The organism is Curtobacterium sp. PhB191 (assembly GCF_004346515.1).
Classification (GTDB): Bacteria; Actinomycetota; Actinomycetes; order Actinomycetales; family Microbacteriaceae; genus Curtobacterium.
Map to the genome: position 1 here is coordinate 25,315 of NZ_SMBV01000002.1, position 18,000 is coordinate 43,314.

At 71.6% G+C, this 18,000-nt stretch carries 18 protein-coding genes; 11 read left to right on the plus strand and 7 right to left on the minus strand.

Annotation, left to right across the window (positions count from 1 at the left end):
- Positions 1-2 precede the first annotated feature (2 nt).
- The 3 genes from EDF48_RS03320 to EDF48_RS03330 all read left to right on the plus strand — a co-directional run bounded on the left by EDF48_RS03320 (position 3) and on the right by EDF48_RS03330 (position 4,455).
- Entirely contained in the window at positions 3-1,025 is a 1,023-nt protein-coding gene (locus EDF48_RS03320) for a sugar ABC transporter permease (RefSeq protein ID WP_111084878.1), read from the plus strand.
- Positions 1,025-1,906 carry a carbohydrate ABC transporter permease gene (locus EDF48_RS03325; protein WP_131878144.1) on the plus strand — a complete coding sequence of 294 codons (882 nt, stop codon included), beginning with the start codon at positions 1,025-1,027 and terminating at the stop codon, positions 1,904-1,906. The genes EDF48_RS03320 and EDF48_RS03325 overlap by 1 nt, the downstream gene beginning before the upstream one ends.
- A 107-nt stretch (positions 1,907-2,013) precedes the next feature.
- Entirely contained in the window at positions 2,014-4,455 is a 2,442-nt protein-coding gene (locus EDF48_RS03330) for a glycoside hydrolase family 3 N-terminal domain-containing protein (RefSeq protein ID WP_131878673.1), read from the plus strand.
- 66 nt (positions 4,456-4,521) lie between these two features.
- On the opposite strand, the gene EDF48_RS03335 is transcribed toward EDF48_RS03330, so the two are convergent.
- Complete coding sequence (locus EDF48_RS03335) at positions 4,522-5,736, minus strand: FAD-dependent monooxygenase (RefSeq protein WP_123340593.1); 1,215 nt, start codon at positions 5,734-5,736, stop codon at positions 4,522-4,524.
- A gap of 38 nt (positions 5,737-5,774) precedes the next feature.
- Between EDF48_RS03335 and EDF48_RS03340 the strand changes: the two genes are divergently transcribed.
- The gene (locus EDF48_RS03340; RefSeq protein WP_131878146.1) at positions 5,775-6,266 is read left to right on the plus strand and encodes a MarR family transcriptional regulator; all 492 of its coding nucleotides are present in this window, start codon (positions 5,775-5,777) and stop codon (positions 6,264-6,266) included.
- A gap of 27 nt (positions 6,267-6,293) precedes the next feature.
- Here the strand turns inward: EDF48_RS03340 and EDF48_RS03345 are convergent, their stop codons facing one another.
- Positions 6,294-6,680 carry a VOC family protein gene (locus tag EDF48_RS03345; RefSeq protein WP_131878148.1) on the minus strand — a complete coding sequence of 129 codons (387 nt, stop codon included), beginning with the start codon at positions 6,678-6,680 and terminating at the stop codon, positions 6,294-6,296.
- A gap of 19 nt (positions 6,681-6,699) precedes the next feature.
- A complete protein-coding gene (locus EDF48_RS03350; protein ID WP_131878150.1) occupies positions 6,700-7,554 on the minus strand; it encodes a helix-turn-helix transcriptional regulator in 855 nt (284 codons plus the stop codon).
- Between the two features lie 102 nt (positions 7,555-7,656).
- On the opposite strand from EDF48_RS03350, the gene EDF48_RS03355 reads away from it, so the two are divergent.
- On the plus strand, positions 7,657-8,514 hold the full coding sequence (locus EDF48_RS03355; protein WP_131878152.1) for an aldo/keto reductase: 858 nt from the start codon (positions 7,657-7,659) through the stop codon (positions 8,512-8,514).
- Between the two features lie 137 nt (positions 8,515-8,651).
- Positions 8,652-9,197, plus strand: coding sequence for a flavodoxin (locus EDF48_RS03360; RefSeq protein ID WP_243648959.1), 546 nt, complete (start codon positions 8,652-8,654; stop codon positions 9,195-9,197).
- A 3-nt stretch (positions 9,198-9,200) separates the two neighbouring features.
- Here EDF48_RS03360 and EDF48_RS03365 read toward each other — a convergent pair whose 3' ends face one another.
- Positions 9,201-10,232, minus strand: coding sequence for a Gfo/Idh/MocA family oxidoreductase (locus tag EDF48_RS03365; protein WP_131878154.1), 1,032 nt, complete (start codon positions 10,230-10,232; stop codon positions 9,201-9,203).
- Between the two features lie 72 nt (positions 10,233-10,304).
- Here EDF48_RS03365 and EDF48_RS03370 point away from each other — a divergent pair, with 72 nt between their 5' ends.
- Entirely contained in the window at positions 10,305-11,345 is a 1,041-nt protein-coding gene (locus EDF48_RS03370; protein ID WP_207913215.1) for a LacI family DNA-binding transcriptional regulator, read from the plus strand.
- 80 nt (positions 11,346-11,425) lie between these two features.
- Here EDF48_RS03370 and EDF48_RS03375 read toward each other — a convergent pair whose 3' ends face one another.
- Positions 11,426-12,688, minus strand: a complete 1,263-nt coding sequence (locus EDF48_RS03375) for an MFS transporter (RefSeq protein WP_123939097.1) — start codon at positions 12,686-12,688, stop codon at positions 11,426-11,428.
- 164 nt (positions 12,689-12,852) lie between these two features.
- Between EDF48_RS03375 and EDF48_RS03380 the strand changes: the two genes are divergently transcribed.
- Genes EDF48_RS03380 through EDF48_RS03395 form a run of 4 tightly spaced genes read left to right on the plus strand, consistent with a single transcriptional unit; the run spans position 12,853 to position 16,541 of the window.
- Entirely contained in the window at positions 12,853-13,884 is a 1,032-nt protein-coding gene (locus EDF48_RS03380) for a Gfo/Idh/MocA family oxidoreductase (protein WP_123340781.1), read from the plus strand.
- 13 nt (positions 13,885-13,897) lie between these two features.
- The gene (locus EDF48_RS03385; protein ID WP_131878156.1) at positions 13,898-14,362 is read left to right on the plus strand and encodes a heme-degrading domain-containing protein; all 465 of its coding nucleotides are present in this window, start codon (positions 13,898-13,900) and stop codon (positions 14,360-14,362) included.
- Complete coding sequence (locus tag EDF48_RS03390) at positions 14,359-15,531, plus strand: Gfo/Idh/MocA family oxidoreductase (RefSeq protein WP_131878158.1); 1,173 nt, start codon at positions 14,359-14,361, stop codon at positions 15,529-15,531. The genes EDF48_RS03385 and EDF48_RS03390 overlap by 4 nt, the downstream gene beginning before the upstream one ends.
- Complete coding sequence (locus EDF48_RS03395) at positions 15,528-16,541, plus strand: sugar phosphate isomerase/epimerase (RefSeq protein WP_131878160.1); 1,014 nt, start codon at positions 15,528-15,530, stop codon at positions 16,539-16,541. Before EDF48_RS03390 ends, EDF48_RS03395 begins: the two co-directional genes overlap by 4 nt.
- 194 nt (positions 16,542-16,735) lie before the next feature.
- Here EDF48_RS03395 and EDF48_RS03400 read toward each other — a convergent pair whose 3' ends face one another.
- Entirely contained in the window at positions 16,736-17,035 is a 300-nt protein-coding gene (locus EDF48_RS03400; RefSeq protein ID WP_123294686.1) for a Dabb family protein, read from the minus strand.
- Positions 17,032-17,967: a hypothetical protein gene (locus tag EDF48_RS03405; protein ID WP_131878162.1), complete on the minus strand. Its 936-nt coding sequence runs from the start codon at positions 17,965-17,967 to the stop codon at positions 17,032-17,034. Before EDF48_RS03405 ends, EDF48_RS03400 begins: the two co-directional genes overlap by 4 nt.
- Positions 17,968-18,000: the final 33 nt, after the last annotated feature.

The window sequence follows — 18,000 nt, forward strand, 5'->3', positions numbered from 1 at the left end:
CGATGACCCTCGACACCTCGCTCGGCACGACCCCGGCCACCGGGTCGGACACGGCCGCGGGGACGTCCCCGGCGGGGAGCGGTACGCCGCTCCCCGCCGGACGGCGGTCCACGCGCCGCATCGCGGACTGGCGGAAGCGCGTCGAGATCGCGGTGCTCGCCGGCCCCGCGGTCATCGTCTTCGTCACCTTCGTGATCCTGCCCGTGGTGCTGGCCGCCTACTACGGGTTCTTCAAGTGGCAGGGCTACGGGCCGCCCACCGACTTCGTGGGGCTGCAGAACTACCTGATCATCTTCCAGGACAAGGCGTTCCACGCGGTCCTGATGCACAACGGCTTCATCGTCGTGCTGTCGCTCGTGCTGCAGGGGCCGATCGCCATCGTGCTCGCGCTGCTGCTCAACCAGAAGATGCACGGCCGCGGGCTCGTCCGCGTGCTCGTGTTCGTGCCGTACGTCATCTCCGAGGTGATCGTCGGCACCGGCTGGAGCCTGATGCTCCAGTCGAACGGCGCGGTGAACGACCTGCTCCAGGGCATGGGCCTCGGCGGGCTGCGGGCCGACTGGCTGTCCAACCCGGACATCGCGATCTGGACCCTGCTCGTGATCATCTCGTGGAAGTACATCGGCTTCGCGGTGATCCTGTTCCTGGCCGGCCTGCAGAGCATCCCCGAGGAGCTGTTCGAGGCGGCGGCCATCGACGGCGCCGGTTACTGGCAGATCCAGCGGCGGATCACCCTGCCGCTGCTCGGCCCCACCATCCGGATCTGGGCGTTCCTGTCGATCATCGGCTCACTGCAGCTGTTCGACCTCGTCTACATCATCTGGGGGCAGTACATCTCGTCGACCGCCGGCACCTCGACGATGGCGACGTACATGGTCGCCAACGGTCGCACGTCCGGCAACTTCGGTTTCGGCAGCGCCGTCGCCGTGGTCATGTTCGTGATCTCGCTCGCCGTCGCCCTGATCTACCAGCGCTTCGTGCTCCGCCGCGACACCGCGGGTGCACTCACCGAGAGGAAGAACTGATGGCCACCACGAGCATCGTCGCCCCCGGGCGGCGGGCCACGCGGGAGCGGCGGTCCAGCGCGGCCATCGGTCGCGCGAACCCGCTCACCTACCTGGTGGCGATCCTGTTCGTCGCCGCGAACCTCGCCCCGGTGCTGTACATCGTGCTGGGCGGCTTCCGGACGAACTCGCAGATCACCACGAGCCCGGCCGGGCTGCCAGCGCCGTTCGAACTCGGCAACTACGGATCCGTGCTGTCCAGCGGCATCTTCTGGCAGCAGCTCGCGAACTCGACGATCAGCGCCGTGACCACCACCGCGGGCGTCGTCATGCTCGGCCTGATGGTGAGCTTCGTGCTCGCCCGCTACCGGTTCGCCGGCCACGGTGCGCTGTACGCGCTGTTCGCCGCCGGTCTGATGTTCCCGATCACCGTCGCCATCACGCCGCTGTACCTGCTCGTGAAGGACCTCGGGCTGACGAACAGCCTGGCGGGCGTGATCCTGCCGCAGATCGCCTTCGCCCTGCCGACCACGGTCATCATCCTGGTGCCGTTCCTGCGGGCGATCCCGGACGAGCTCGAAGAGGCAGCGTCGATCGACGGCGCCAGCCGCCTCGGGTTCTTCTTCCGCATGGTCGTGCCGCTGTCGCTGCCGGGCGTCGTCACGGTCGGCATCCTGGCGTTCATCGCGAGCTGGAACAGCTACATCCTGCCGCTGTTCATCCTGAACAACGAGGGCAGCTACACACTGCCGCTCGGCGTGCAGGCGTTCTCGTCGCAGTACTCGGTCGACACGGCCAAGGTCCTGGCGTTCACGTCGATGTCGATGATCCCGGCACTGGTGTTCTTCACTATCTTCCAGCGCCGCATCGTCGGCGGCCTGACCGGGGCGGTGAAGGGGTGACGACGACGGACGCGACCCGGGACACCGGACGCCAGCCGCGCCTCCAGGACGACCACGACGCACCCGACGCGACCGGACCCGACCGCGCCACCGCCCTGCTCGCCGCCATGACGCTCGACGAGAAGGCGGCGCAGCTCGTCGGCTACTGGCTCGACCAGACCGGCGTCGTCGCGCCCATGCAGGGTGAGATGGCGGCGGCCGCCGACGGCCGCACCCTGGCGGACATCACCCGCGACGGCATCGGCCAGTTCACCCGCGTCTACGGCACCCGACCGGTCGAACCCGACGACCGCGCGGCGTGGCTGTGGGCGGAACAGCGGCGACTCAAGCGCGAGACCCGGCTCGGGATCCCTGCGCTCGTGCACGAGGAGTGCCTGACCGGGCTCGCAGCGTGGAAGGCCGCGACGTTCCCCACCCCGCTGGCGTGGGGTGCGGCCTTCGACCCGGAGCTGGTCGAGCAGGTCGGCGCCGCCATCGGTGCGTCGATGCGGCAGCTCGGCGTGCACCAGGGCCTGGCACCGGTCCTCGACGTGATCCGCGACCCGCGATGGGGGCGGGTCGACGAGTGCATAGGCGAGGACCCGTACCTGGTCGGCACCGTGGGGACCGCCTACGTGCGCGGCCTGCAGGCGGCCGGCGTCGACGCGACGCTCAAGCACTTCCTCGGGTACTCGGCCTCGCAGGCGGGGCGGAACCACGCACCCGTGCACGCCGGACCGCGCGAGGTCGCCGACGTGTACCTGCCGCCGTTCGTGATGGCCCTGCGCGACGGTGGCGCCCGGAGCGTCATGAACTCGTACGCCGAGATCGACGGCGTGCCCGTCGCGGCGAACGGTGAACTGCTGACCGGACTGCTGCGTGACGAGCTCGACTTCGACGGCACCGTCGTCGCGGACTACTTCTCGGTCGCGTTCCTCGAGGTCATGCACGGCATCGCCGCGGATCGTGGCGAAGCCGCGGCGCTCGCGCTCGAGGCGGGCATCGACGTCGAGCTGCCCACCGGGGACGCGTACCTCGCGCCGCTCGTCGAGCGGGTGCGGGCCGGTCTGCTCGACGAGGCCCTCGTCGACCGCGCCGTCCTGCGGGTGCTGCGGCAGAAGGAGCGACTGGGGCTGCTCGACCCGCAGGCGTTCGAGGACGAACCGCCGACCGGGATCGACCTGGACACCCCGCTGCACCGCTCGTTGGCGAAGCAGTTGGCGGCGCGGTCGCTGGTGCTGCTGTCGAACGACGATGTGGTCGCTGGCGCTGGCGCTGGCGCTGGCGCTGGCGCTGGCGCTGGTGCTGGTGCGGGCGTTGGCGTTGGCGTGCCGGCCGCCGCGCCCGTGCTGCCGCTGCGCGCCGGGGCGTCCGTCGCCGTCATCGGCCCGAACGCCGACCGCGCCGAGGCCCTGCAGGGCTGCTACTCGTTCGCCAACCACGTGCTCGCGTCGCACCCCGACCTGCCGCTCGGCTTCGCCATCCCGACCGTGCGCGAGGCGATGGTCGACGCCCTCGGCGACGACGCCGTGCGCTTCGCCGCGGGGTGCGCCGTCACCGGCTCCGACCGTGCCGGTTTCGCAGACGCCGTCGCCGTGGCCGCTGCCTCCGACGTCGCGGTCGTCGTCGTCGGCGACCAGGCCGGCCTGTTCGGCCGCGGCACCGTCGGCGAGGGGAACGACACCGAGTCGCTCGACCTGCCGGGTGTGCAACGCTCGCTCGTCGAGGCGGTCGTCGCCACCGGCACGCCGACCGTGGTGGTGCTGCTCACAGGGCGGCCGTACGCCATCGGGTGGGCGCTCGACGGCGGCGGCGACGGCGTCGTCGCCGCCGGCCCGGCCGGCGCGGGACGTCCGGCCGCCGTCGTGCAGGCCTTCTTCCCCGGCGAGGAGGGCGGCACCGCCATCGCCGACCTGCTCACCGGCGCCGCATCGCCGTCCGGTCGCCTGCCCGTCTCGCTGCCCCGTGCCGCCGGCGCCCAGCCGTACACGTACCTGCACCCGCGGCTCGGGGGGCCCTCGGACGTCACCGCCGCCGACTCGACGCCGGTCCGCCCGTTCGGCTTCGGCCTCGGCTACACGACGTTCACGTACGACGACCTGGTCGTCGACGCGTCCGTCCGCTCCGACGCCGTGTTCGAGGCATCCGTGACCGTCCGCAACACGGGCGCACACGCGGGCGAGGACGTCGTCCAGCTCTACGGCCACGACGTGCACGGCAGCGTCACCCGACCCGAGGTCCAGCTGCTCGGCTACGCGCGCGTCGCGCTCGCCGCGGGGGAGTCCACCCGGGTCCGCTTCCGCGTCCCCGTCCAGCGGTTCGCGTTCACCGACCGTCGCATGCGCCGGGTCGTCGAACCCGGTGCCGTGCAGGTCTGGGTCGCGTCCCACGCGGCGGCGTCACGACCGGGAGGCCCGGTGCCGGCAGGCGGGATCGTCGCGTCCGGCGACGGGCCGGTCCGACACCCCGTCCCCGGCTCCGCGACGGAGCGCGCCACGGTCGACGTGACGGGGCCGGTGCACGAGGTGACGCTGGACGACCCGCGGGTCGTCGAGTGGACGGTGGCCTGAACCGGGGCTGCGCCGACGGGGCGGGCCGTGCGGACGGATCAGGACGCACGGCCCGCCCCGGCAGCGCTACCGCGAACCCTGCTGCAGGGTCTCGGGCAGTGGCGGCAGGGGGCGATCGCTGTCGGCGACCCGGGTCAGCCGTGCTGCCAGTGGTCGGAAGAGCGCCGACAGCAGCACCTTGTCCGCCACACCCCGGGCGGCGAGCCCGAGCCGGGTCTGCGGGTACGCGAAGTGCACGATGCCCTTCGGGATGCCCTGGATCTTGTCGACCAGGGGGCGCATCCACGTGTCGAAGGCGTCGAGCGCGCGGTCGAGGTCCTCGTCCGCCGTGACCGATGCCGCCAGCACGTACCCGCTCGTCAGGGCGAGCGAAGCGCCACCGCCACCCATCGGTGTCACGCACCAGGCCGCATCGCCGATCACGCACACGCGGCCGCGGTGCCAGCGCGGCATCCGGATCTGGGTCAGCTCGTCCAGGTAGACGTCGTCCGAGCCGTCGAACCCGTCGAGCACGCGCTCGGTCTGCCAGCCGGCGTCGGCGTAGCGGGTCCGCAGTGTCGCCAGGGCCTCCGACCGCGAGCGGCCGACCAGGTCGTCGCCGCCGGCGTAGGCCAGGATCGCCCGCGTCGTGCCGTACGGGTCCGGGCGCAGGTGGACCTGACGCCCGCCGACAGCGTTGTACCAGCGCCAGCGGTCGTCGTCGGACGGCGTGCGCGGGATCGTCCCGAAGACCATGGTCACCCCGAGGTCCCGCTCGTCGACCTCGCCCTCCGCGGCGAAGAGCCGGTCGCGGGTCCGGGAGCGGACGCCCTCGGCGATGACCACGAGGTCGGCGTCGAGCACCCGTCCGGCGTCGGTGGTCACGGTCGCCCGGCGTCCGCCGGCCTGGTCGTCGACGTCCTGGATCGTCTCGCCGTAGACGATGCTGACGCCGTCGGGCAGGTCGTCGAGGATCACCCGGGCGAAGTCGCCGCGCAGGACCTCGAGTTCTGCGGTGGCACCGTCCGGGCCGTCGGAGGGCAGCTCGGACCGGACCTTGCCGTCACGATCGACGATCACCGTCCCGGTCTCGGTCGTGTTGCGTGCGCGGACGGCGTCGACCAGGCCCATGCGCTCGAGCACCTCGCGAGCGACCCCGCGGACGTCGACGTTCTGCCCGCCGTCGCGGAAGGACGGCGCACGTTCGATCACCGTCACCTGCCACCCGACGTGGCGCAACCACCAGGCGGCGGACAGGCCTGCGATGCTGGCTCCGGAGATCACTGCGTGCTGTGAGGTCATGCTTTACAGTAAAGCAACTGCACAGTAAAGGAACCTGGATGCCCGACATCGACCCCCTCACCACGGTGTGGTCCGACGACGAGGTGGCCGTCATGCACGCGCTGCGCGACTGGGCCGTCACCTTCGACGAACTCCAGCGCCACCTGTCGTCGTGGATCGGTCTGCCCGGTTCCGACGCGAACGCCCTCGGGCAGATCGTGTGGGCGGACCAGGCCGGCGAGCCACTCTCCCCGGCGCAGTTGGCCCGGCGGATCGGCATGACGTCGGGCGCCACGTCGGTACTGCTCGACCGCCTCGAAGGGGCCGGGCACGTCACCCGGCACCGCGAGAGCGCCGACCGACGGCGGGTCACCCTGCGGCCGACCGAGTCCGCGCGCGCCGAGAGCGGGCGGTTCCTCGCGTTCTCCGGTGCCGAGATCGCCGCCACGGTGCGGGACACCGATCCTGAGGAGACGCGGGTCGTCCTGGCGTTCCTGCGACGCATGACCGACGCCGCCGCGTCGGCGAACGGTCGCCTGCAGGCATGCTGAGGGAACCGACGGGCGGCGTCGCCGCGCTCAGTGCTCCTTGACGAGCGCCTCGACGTTGTTGCCGTCGGGGTCGCTCACGAACGCCGTGTAGGCGCGGTACTCGGGCCAGTACCGAGGCTCGTGGCGCGAGAGCCCGCCGGACGCGACGGCCGCCCAGTGGAACGCATCGACCTCGGTGCGGCTCGCCGCCTCGAACGCCAGGTGCAGACCACGGGTCACCGCCGCCGTCGTGGGTGCGGTCTCGAGCGAGACGCTCGGGGTGTCCTGGCCGGTGGTCCAGTACTCGGCGACGGACTCGGTGCGGTAGCCCGCCTCGACCCCCAGTGGCGCGAGTGCCGCCGTGTAGAACGCCTCGCTCGCGGCGAAGTCGCTGGCGAAGACCCCGAGGTGGTGGATGAGGCGAGGACCGGGCACGGGAGTGACGGTACCCACGTCAGCTCGTTGCCGAGGTCGCCGACAGGCTGCCGAGCAGGGTGAGGCGTTCTCCGGTGGGCGACCCGGCTGTCGCCGTGCAGGCGTACATGGTCCACCCGGGACTGTCGGGCAGGTCGAACGCCTCGTACGTGAACTCGAGGTCGCCGACGTCGGGGTGGTGGATCCGCTTCGCACCGGTGCGGTGGAACCGCACGTCGTGGGCAGCCCAGCGGGCCCGGAACTCGTCGGACCGGGTCACGAGCTCCCCGATGAGTCCGGTGAGGTCCTTGTCGTGCGGGTGTTGTCCGGCAGTCTGTCGGAGCGTCGCGACGATGCTGTTCGCGCCCGCCACCCAGTCCGGGTAGAAGGTCCGGGCCGCGGGGTCGAGGAACGTGAAGCGTGCGTTGTTGCCCTGCGCACCCGGGGCGTCGAGGACCGGTGCCAGGAGCGCCCGGCCGAGCGGGTTCGTCGCGACGATGTCCATCTGCCGGTTCCGCACCCACGTCGGTGTCCCGGTGACCGTGTCGAGGAAGCGTTGCAGACTCGGACGCACGACTGGCTCCGGCGTGGTGGTCCGCCGACGGATCGGGGCCGGAGCCGCGCCGCGGGCGAGGTCGTGCAGGTGCTCGGTCTCGGCGTCGTCCAGTTGCAGCGCACTGGCGATCGCCTCGAGGATCTCGGTCGACACCCCGGAGAGGTTCCCGCGCTCGATCTTTGCGTAGTAGTCGATGCTCGTCCCCGCGAGCATCGCGACCTCCTCGCGACGGAGCCCGGGGACGCGTCGCCGACCGCCGCTGATGAGGCCGGCCTGCTCGGGCGTGATGCGAGCACGCCGGGTGCGGAGGAAGTCACTGACCTCGGCCTGGTTGTCCATGCCCCTCACCGTACGACGACGCGCTGTCGCGAAGGAGTGACTGCTGGTACACGGAAGAGCCCGCCCTCCCACGGACGCCGTCGCGGGAGTCTCATGGGAGTCATGGCGAAGACGACTCCCACAGTGACCCTCAACACCGGTACGACGATGCCGCAGCTCGGCTTCGGCGTCTACCAGATCCCCGCCGACGAGACCGAGCGGGCCGTCACCGATGCGATCACGTCCGGCTACCGACTGATCGACACCGCCGCCTCGTACGGCAACGAGGAAGCCGTCGGCCGGGGCATCGCCGCCAGCGGTGTGCCCCGCGAGGAGCTGTTCATCACCTCGAAGCTGTGGATCCAGCGCCGCGGCGAGGACGGCGCCCGTGACGCGATCACCACGTCGTTGCAGAAGCTCGGCCTGGACTACCTCGACCTGTACCTGATCCACCAGCCGTTCGGTGACTACTACGGCGAGTGGCGTGCTCTCGAAACGGCGCACCGAGACGGCCGGCTCCGCGCGATCGGCGTGTCCAACTTCGCCGCCGACCGACTCGTGGACCTCATCGCGTTCGCCGACGTCGTGCCCGCGGTGAACCAGATGGAGACGAACCCGTTCCACCAGCAGGCCGACTACCAGGAGCTGATGCAGACGGAGGGCGTGCAGCTCGAGGCATGGGCGCCGTTCGCCGAGGGCAAGAACGATCTGTTCACCAACCCGGTCCTGTCCGAGATCGGTGCGGCGCACGGCAAATCGGTCGCGCAGGTCGTGCTCCGGTGGCTCGTGCAGCGCGGCGTCGTGGTCGTGTCGAAGTCCGTCAAGCCCGAGCGCATGCAGCAGAACCTCGACGTCGTCGACTTCGAGCTCACCGACGAGCAGATGGCGACGATCGCCGAGCTCGAGGCCGGTGAGTCGCAGTTCTTCTCCCACGTCGACCCCGACATGGTCCGCTGGCTCACCGGCCGCGCCGAAGCCTGATCTGCGTGCCCGGCCGGCAGCCCACCCGCCGTCAGGTGCTGCGGACCGCCACAGCGAGCACGCTCAGTGTCGCCGTGGGTGGGCTGTTGGCCGCGTGCACCACCGCGCCCACTCCGTCCACCACCCCGAGGAGCACCGTGTCCCCGACCGCGCGCGACGACCGCGTCCTGCTGGCGTACTTCTCCCGACCCGGCGAGAACTACTGGAACGGCGGTCGGCGCACCATCGACACGGGCAACACCGAGGTCCTCGCCGGTCTGATCGGTGACCGGATCGACTGCGACGTCGTCCGCATCGAGGCCGCCGACCCCTACTCCGACCGCTACGACGCCACCGTGGCGCGCAACAGCACGGAGCAGGACGACGACGCCCGTCCGGAGATCGCGAGCGAACTGCCCGATCTGCGCGCCTACGACACGGTGCTGCTCGGGAGCCCGATCTGGAACGTCCAGCCGCCGATGATCATGGCGACCTTCGTCGAGGCCGTCGACCTGTCCGGCAAGCGGCTGCTGCCGGTCGTCACGTACGCGGTGAGCGGTCTGGGCTCCACCGAGTCCTTCTACCGCGACCTCGACACCGGGGCGACGCTCGGCGAGGGGCTCGCAGTGCGCGGCGAAGACGTCCGCGAGCGCGCTGCCGGAGACGACGTCGACCGGTGGCTGCGGAACGTCGGGCTCACCTGACCGTCACAGGGCCGCAGCGATCGCTGCCCGGGCCGTGTCGATGACCCGCATCACGCCGACGACATCGTCGTGCGTGTGCACCGGCGACTCGATCCGCCCCTCGGCTGCGAAGGACGCGAGTGCGGTGGCCTGGTAGGCGAGCCCGTCATGCAGCACCTCGAGTCGCTGGTCCGTCCAGGTCGCGGACTCCGACGCCGCGAAGTTCCCACGAACCGCGGTGATCGACGAGGGCCCGAAGAACGGGCTGCCGACGTCGATGCGTCCCTCGGTGCCGACGACCGAGGCTCGCACGGGCAGCGCGGTCTCGAGCGACGTCGACAACATCGACCGGGCTCCGCCCGCGTACGAGAGCAGCAGGTCGGCGCGCACGTCGACGCCGCCCGGACCGCTCGCCCCTTCGACCAGCACGCGGTCCGGGGAGCCGAGCACCGAGGCGGCGAACGAGATCGGGTAGACGCCGGCGTCCAGCAGCGCGCCGCCGCCGAGCTCCGGCGCCCACAGGCGGTGCCCCGGGTCGTACGGCATCACGAACCCGAAGTCGGCGGTCACGAGCCGGACGGTGCCGATCGTGCCGTCGGTGAGCAGTCGCCGCATGATGTCCGACTGCGGCAGGTACCGCGTCCACATCGCCTCCATGACGACCACGCCGGCGGCCCGTCCCGCACCGGTGATCTCCTGCGCCTCGGCAGCGGACATCGCGATCGGCTTCTCGATCAGGACGTGCTTGCCGGCGGCGATCGCAGCGAGGGCCTGCTCGCGGTGCAGCGGGTGCGGGGTGGCGACGTAGACGACGTTGACCTCGGGGTCGGTCACGAGCGCCTCGACACTCGGCACGGTCCGGTCGATACCGTGCTCCTTCGCGAACCGTGCGGTCTTCGCAGCATCACGGGCGGTCACGGCGATCACCCGCTGCGGCGTGTGCCGGTGGATCGCGGTGACGAACTTGCCGGCGATGCCAGTGCCGATCACGCCCCACCGCAGGGCCGGAACGGCGTCGGGGTCGGGCAGCACCGGGGTGGGCAGCGTCAGGGTCATCGTCGTCCTCTCGCAGGGATTGGCTCGTGCCATCGCAGCCTACGCGTCCTTCGCACGTGCCAGACTGGCCGGGTGACGACGGGGACCGACGACCTGCCGGAGCGGCGCCCCACCGGCGGCCGCCTGCCGACGATGCGCGACGTCGCCGAGCACGTCGGGATGTCCCGGCAGCTCGTCTCGCTCGTGCTCCGCGGCGCGCCCGGACCCAGCGCGGAGTCCCGCGACCGGATCCTCGCGGCGGCGGCCGAGCTAGGCTACCGCCCGCACACCTCGGCCCGGCTGCTCCGCGAGGGCCGCACGCGGCTCATCGGTGCGGTCTTCAGCATGCGCAACCCGTTCCAGGTCCGGTTCGTCGAACGGCTCTTCGCCCGTGCCGCCGAGCAGGGCTTCGGCGTCGCCCTCGGCCCCGCCGGTGCCGAGCGCTCGACGGACCAGGTGGTGGCCGACCTGCTCGGCGAACGCGTCGAGGCCCTCGTCGTGTTCAACCCCGACCCCGACGCGACCGCGCTCGAGGAGGCGAGTCGCCTCGTGCCGGTCGTGCTCCTCGGCGAGTGGACGGACGCCCCCTACGCCGACAACGTGCACGTGGACGAGACCGGTGGGCTCCGCGCCGCGGTCGAGCACCTGATCGGTCTCGGTCACCGCCGCATCGCCTACGTCGGTGGCGAGGACGGGCTGGTCGGCCTCGATCGTGCGACCGCGTACCGTGCCGCGATGCAGGGCGCCGGACTCGCAGCCGAGACCGACGTCGTCCCCAGCGGCTTCAGCGAAGAGGATGGCGCCGCGGCCGCCCGCACGCTCGTCGCCCGCGACACCCTGCCCACCGCCGTGGTCTGCTGCGGTGACCAGTGCGCCACCGGCCTGCTCGCCGTCTTCGCGCAGCACGGTGTCGACGTGCCGGGACGGGTGTCGGTGGTCGGCTTCGACGACAGCTACCTCGCGTCGCTCAGCTACCACCGCTTGACGTCGGTGCACCAGGACGTCGACGCGACGGTCGACGCGGCGCTGGCTGCCGTCCTCGACCGGACCTCGGGGAACGGTGGGGAGCGACGTCGTGTCGCGACACCGACCGGGTTCGTGGTGCGCGCGTCGACGGGTCCTGCCGAGCGCTGAGCGTCGAGCGTTGACCCGGAACGACGTGGTGGACGTCGTGCGACGTCGACCATGTCGTTCCGGGTCGGGGTGGCTGCCGCTCAGCGCACGCTGCGGATCGGGATCACGACGAGTGCGCCGACGAGTGCCACGATGCCGGCGCCCCAGAGCAGCACCGGGTAGTTGTCACCAGCGCCGACCCCGAGCAGCAAGGCACCGAGTGCCGGCGCGAACGACTGCGGCAGGGAGTTCGCGATGTTCATGACGCCGAGGTCCTTGCCGGGCTTGTCCTTGTCGGGCAGGACGTCGACCACCAGGGCGTTGTCGACGGCCACGTAGATGCCGTAGGCGAAGCCCATGATCACCTCGGCGACGTAGAACACGGTGACGTCCTGCGCGTAGACGAGCACGACGAGGCCCACGCCGAAGAGCAGGGTCGAGCCGCCGACGAACACCTTGCGGCGCCGCAGCCGGTCGGACAGCCAGCCCGAGAACGCCGTGCCGATCATGAGTGCGATCGTGTAGAGGAGGACACCGAACGCCACTGCCGAGGTGGCGCGTTGCGCGGTCATGCCGAGGTGGTCCTGCATGTAGAACAGCCGGAACGTCGTGAACAGGAACGTGGCGAGGATGATCAGGAACCGCGACCACCACGCCAGTCCGTAGTCGCGGTGCGTGATCGGGTTCGTCCAGAAGGTCTGCACGATCGTGAGCCACGAGAACGGCTTCGGTCGGACCTCGGGGATGCGGTCGGGGGTGACGAACGCGTACACCAGCACGCAGAGCACGCCGAGGATGCCGGGCAAGATGAACAGCAGCGGCAGGTTCTCGACCAGCAGGACGGCGGCGTACGTGCCGGCGAGCACGGCCAGGTTCTGCGCCAGCCCGATCACGCTCGAGGCGCGGCCGCGTTGCAGCTCGGGCACGTTGTCCGCCCAGCTGGCCATCATGGCCGAGTAGGCGGCGTTCGACCCGAGCTGGCAGATGATCCACGCCACGGTGAGCATGCCGACGTTCGGCGAGTACGCCACCATGGCGAGTCCGCCGAGCAGCACCAGGATGCCGCCGAGTAGCCACGGGCGGCGGCGCCCCCACCGCGTCCGGGTTCGATCACTCAGGGCGCCGAACAGCGGGTTGCCGAAGATCGCGCCGAGCGATCCGAGCGGCAGCGCGACGGCGATCACCGAGGCGGGGTCGTCGGGGTTCAGCGCCTGGGCCTTCAGTTGCATGCTGACGTAGACCGGCGACAAGATCGCCACGTAGATGCCGAACTGTGCCAGTCCGAGGGCGGTCAGGTACCAGTTGCTGACGTGGTTGGTCGGGGTGGCGGTGGTGAACGGGTGCGCCGGCAGCCTTGTCGACATCGACTCCTCCTCGGGTCGTGTGCACGTCGTCCGGTCGGAAACCCGGTCATCGGTGACGCGCGTTTGGCTCGTGCTAACCTGACGACGCCGGCGATGTTATCTCGTGCCAAGCGCAAATGCCACCGCCCGACGACGAACCACGGAACCGAGAGCACTGGAGCACGATGATCCCCACCGCCCTGCCCGAACCCGAGCTCTTCACGACGGCGTCCGGTGAGCCGTCCCTCGGCTGGGGGATCGTCGGCCCCGGCTGGATCGCCGGCGAGTTCGCCACCGCGGTGCGCGCTTCGACCGCCCAGCGCATCGTCGCCGTCGCGTCCCGGTCACTGCCCCGCGCATCCGCGTTCGCCGCCGAGCACGGGATCGAGGCAGCCGTGGAGGGTGTCGACGCCCTCGTCGCCCGGCCCGACGTCGACGTGGTCTACATCGCGACACCGCAGAGTGAGCACGCCGCGGTGGCCCTGGCAGCGATCGCCGCCGGCAAGCACGTGCTCATCGAGAAGCCCTTCACCGTCACGGCTGCCGAGGCCCGTACCGTCGCCGATGCCGCACGCGCCGCCGGGGTGCTCGCGATGGAGGGCATGTGGAGCCGCTACCTGCCGCAGGCCTCGGTGCTCCGGACCCTGCTGGCGGACGGTGCGCTCGGTGCGGTGCGCAGCGTGCTCGCCGACCACGGCCAGGCGATCCCGTTCGGCCCGGACCACCGGCTGTTCCGTCCGGAGCTCGGCGGGGGAGCGCTGCTCGACCTCGGCATCTACGCCGTGCAGTTCGCGTCGATGGTGCTCGGCACCCCGGACCGCGTCACGGCACGAGGCCGGATGACCGAGTCCGGCGTCGACGCCTCCGGCTCGCTCGTCCTCGAACACGGCGCCGCCCAGGCCGTCCTGCACACGACCATCGCCGCCCGCACGCCCACCACCGCGTCGATCGCCGGCACCGAGGGCACGATCGACTTCGCCGGACCGTTCTACAACCCGACGACCTTCACGATCTCGGCAGCAGCGCACGGTTCGCCCGTCCTGCACTGGCAGGACCCGACACCACTGCGGGGCTTCGCCGCCCTGGCCTGGGAAGCCACCGCCCTGGCACGCTTCGTCGGCGAGGGGCGGACGGAGTCCCCGCTGCACACCCTCGACGAGACGATCTCGATCCTCGAGACCGTCGACACCGCCCGCGCGCAGATCGCCGCGGGCTGAGCAGGAGACGACGATGTCCGACCTCATCACCACCCTCGAACAGCAGGAGCGCGACCTCGTGCTCGACGCCTTCACCCACGACGACGCCTGGGAGCTGGGCTCCCTGATCCGCGGCATCGCCCACGACGCCGGCCACGCCGTCGGCATCGACATCCGGCGTCCCGGCCTCGGGCTGTTCCGCGCGGCGACCCCGGGCATCACCCCGGACCAGCACGTCTGGATCGATCGCAAGGCCGCGGTCGTGCTCCGGATGGAGCAGTCGAGTGCCCTCGTCGACGCCCGGCTGTCCGCCGCCGGGGTCGATCCCGCTGCGATCGGGTGGCTCGGCGCCGAGTACGCCGTGACCGGAGGGTCGTTCCCGATCCGGGTCCGCGGTGCCGGTGTGGTCGCGGCCGCGACGGCCTCCGGCCTGTCCTCGACGGAGGACCACGACCTCGTCGTCGCCGGGCTCCGTGCGTTCCTCGAGGGACGCCGGTGACCGCACTCCGCGTCGCCGTGATCGGGACGGGCATGATCGCGGACGCGCACGTCCGGGCGGCCCGTGACGCCGGCGCGGTCGTCGGCGGGGTGCTCGGCTCGTCGGCGTCGCGATCCCGGCAGGCCGCCGAACGGTGGGGCGTGCCGACCGGGTACGCGTCCGTCGACGAACTGGTCGCGGACCGGCCGGACGTCGTGCACGTCTGCACGCCGAACGACACCCACGTCGACTACGCCCTGGCCGCCACGGCGGCCGGGCTGCACACCGTCGTCGAGAAGCCGGTCGCGATGACGCTCTCGGAGGGCCGACGGCTCGCCGATGCCGTGCGCGCCGCCGGCACGGTGAGCACGGTCCCGTACGTGTACCGGTACCACCCGATGGTCCGGGAGCTCCGTGCCCGGGTCGCCGCGGGCACGCTCGGCCGGGTGCTGACCGTGCACGGCTCGTACCTGCAGGACTGGATGGTGTCGCCGGACGCCTCGACGTGGCGGGTCGACCCGGAGCGGGGCGGTCCGTCGCGGGCGTTCGCGGACATCGGGACGCACTGGACCGACCTGGCCGAGTTCATCACCGGAACGAGGTTCACGGAGTTGACCGCCCGGACGTCGATCGCCTACGCCGAGCGCCCCGACCCCACCTCCGCCGGCGCATCGTTCGGCGGACCCGGACCCGGACCCGGAACCGGAACCGGCACCAGCGCCGAAACCGGCACCGGCACCGTCCCGGTCCGCACCGAGGACACCGCCGTCGTGACCTTCGCCACCGCCGACGGCACCCTGGCCAACACCGTCGTCTCGCAGGTCGCCGCCGGCCGGAAGAACCGCCTGTGGATCGAGGTCGACGGCTCGCAGGGGTCTGCCGTGTTCGACCAGGAGCACCCCGAGTCCGTGTGGTTCGGCGGCGAGCACGGCTCCACGACGGTGCACCGTGCCGAAGGATCCGTCTCCGCCGGCCAGGCGCGGCTCAACCGGACACCGGCCGGGCACCCGCAGGGCTGGACGGACGCCTTCGCGGCGTTCTGCGCCGACACCTACGCCGCGGTCCGTGGCGAGACACCCGAGGGACTCCCCACCGTCGAGGACGGTGTCCGCTCCCTCGAGGTCGTCGACGCCGTCCTGCGCGGAGCCGCGACCGGACGGTGGACGAGCACCAGCACGGAGGAACGATGAGCACCACCACCAACCCCGTCACCCTGTTCACCGGGCAGTGGGCCGACCTGCCCTTCGAGGAGGTCGCCCGCCTGGCCGCGGAGTGGGGCTACGACGGTCTCGAGATCGCAGCGTCCGGCGACCACCTCGACCTCGCCCGCGCGGACGAGGACGACGCCTACCTGCGGAGCCGGCTCGAGGTCCTCGACCGCCACGGCCTCGGGGTGTGGGCGATCTCGAACCACCTCGCAGGGCAAGCCGTCTGCGACGACCCGATCGACTTCCGCCACCGCGCGATCCTGCGCGACACCGTGTGGGGCGACGGTGACGGCGAGGGCGTCCGGCAGCGCGCCGCCGCCGACATGCAGCGTGCGGCCCGCGTGGCCCGGAAGATGGGTGTCGACACCGTCGTCGGGTTCACCGGATCGAGCATCTGGCAGTACGTCGCGATGTTCCCGCCCGTCGGGCAGGACGTCATCGACGCCGGCTACCAGGACTTCGCGGACCGGTGGAGCCCGATCCTCGACGTGTTCGAGGCCGAGGGTGTCCGGTTCGCCCACGAGGTCCACCCGTCCGAGATCGCGTACGACCACTGGACGAGCGTGCGTGCCCTCGAGGCGATCGACCACCGCTCGGCCTTCGGGTTCAACTGGGACCCGTCGCACATGGCATGGCAGGGCATCGACACCGTCGGCTTCATCACCGACTTCGCGGACCGCATCCACCACGTCGACTGCAAGGACACCCGCATCCGTTCCGCGTCGGGCCGGCAGGGCATCCTCGGATCCCACCTGCCGTGGGGCGATCCACGCCGCGGATGGGACTTCGTCTCGACCGGGCACGGGGACATCCCCTGGGAGGACGCGTTCCGCGCGCTCCGGCACATCGGCTACGCCGGCCCGATCTCCGTGGAGTGGGAGGACGCTGGCATGGACCGCCTGCACGGCGCCGCCGAGGCGGCCGCGTTCGTCCGCTCCCTGCTCTGGCCGCAGCCGCAGGCTGCGTTCGACGCCGCCTTCAGCAACCAGTAGCGGTGGTCGTCACCGCGTGACGGACGGGAGGCCCGGTTCCAGCTGGCACCGGGCCTCCCGGCTCTCAACCGGTCGCGTTCGCGGGCGTGAGGTTCCACGACTTGCCGCTCACGTTCCCCGGGGTTCCGTGGACGGCCCCTGGGTGCCCCGAGATGCGAGGATTTCGGAACCTGGGGCGCCCAGCGGACGCCCGCTCAGGCGGGCAGCGGCACGAAGTCGAACTCCTGGAACGATGCGACCTCGTCCGCCCAGCGGGTGGCGACGAAGCGCTGGTGCGCGGGGTGTGCGTCGTACGCCGAGTAGGTGTCCTGGTCGGCGAACGCCATCGAGAACTGGAACCGGAAGTCGCTCTGCGTGGACACCTGGCGGGACACCGTGAAGTCCTGCACGCCGGGGATCGCCGGCAGGGTGTCGCGGGCGGTCTCGAGGAACGCTGCCTCGTGCGGGGAGCCGGCGGCGTGGACGAGCGTGAAGCAGACGGTGTGGACGATCATGCGGGGTCTCCGGTGGGGTAGTCGACGAAGGCGAAGGCGGACCCGTCGGGAGCCCACCCGTTGACGTTGAGGGTGCCCTGCCCGCCGTCGAGCTCGACGATGGTCTCGGCTGCCTGCCAGACCTCGGGTCCCCAGGCGCTGACGGATCCGTCACCGGTGACGAGGCGCAACCGCACGCGCTCGTCGGCCGGGTGCCCCTCGGTGCCGGGCGGGAAGGACAGGTAGACGGCGGCGTCGTCGGTCGGGGCGGGGTGCGGGAACCAGTTGACGTGCTCGTCGACCGTGAGCTGCTCGATCCCGGTGCCGTCCGGTCGGACCCGGGCGATCTGCGCGTGCCCCGGTGCGGACTCGAACTGCTCGGTGTTGAACAGGATCCACGCGCCGTCGGGCGTCCACTCCGGGCCGTCGGCCGCGGAGGGGTCCGTCGTCACGGCGCGGTCCGAGCTGCCGTCGACGCCCATCACCCGGATCGTGCCCGAGGACCAGACGGCGTCACCGGACGGGTCGAGCCGGACGTAGGCGAGCTCGGAGCCGTCGGGGCTGACGCCGTGCAGGAAGTGCAGACCGCCGTCGTCCGTGGTGACCCGGGTCGCTGCGCCGCCGGCGAGCGGGGCGCTCCAGATGTGGAAGTCGTTCGCGCTGACGTGCACGGTGACGCCGTCGGGATCGAGCACGTGGTCGTTGTTCAGGGGCGGGACGCCCTCGATCGCGACGTGCTCCGGAGCTGCGGCACCGTCGGACGGCATCGTCCAGAGGACCCCGTCGCCGTTCAGCACGAGACGGCCGTCGGTGGTCCAGTTCGGCGCTTCGTAGAGCCGCTCGGCGGACTCGTGCACGGTCGTCACGCTGCGGTCGGCTCGGTGCCAGATCCGGATCCGGCAGGTCTGGCCCGGTGCGAGCACGCGACCCGGGGCTTCATCGTCGAGGGGCATGGCACACCTTCCGCAGTGAATGTTGGCTCGTGA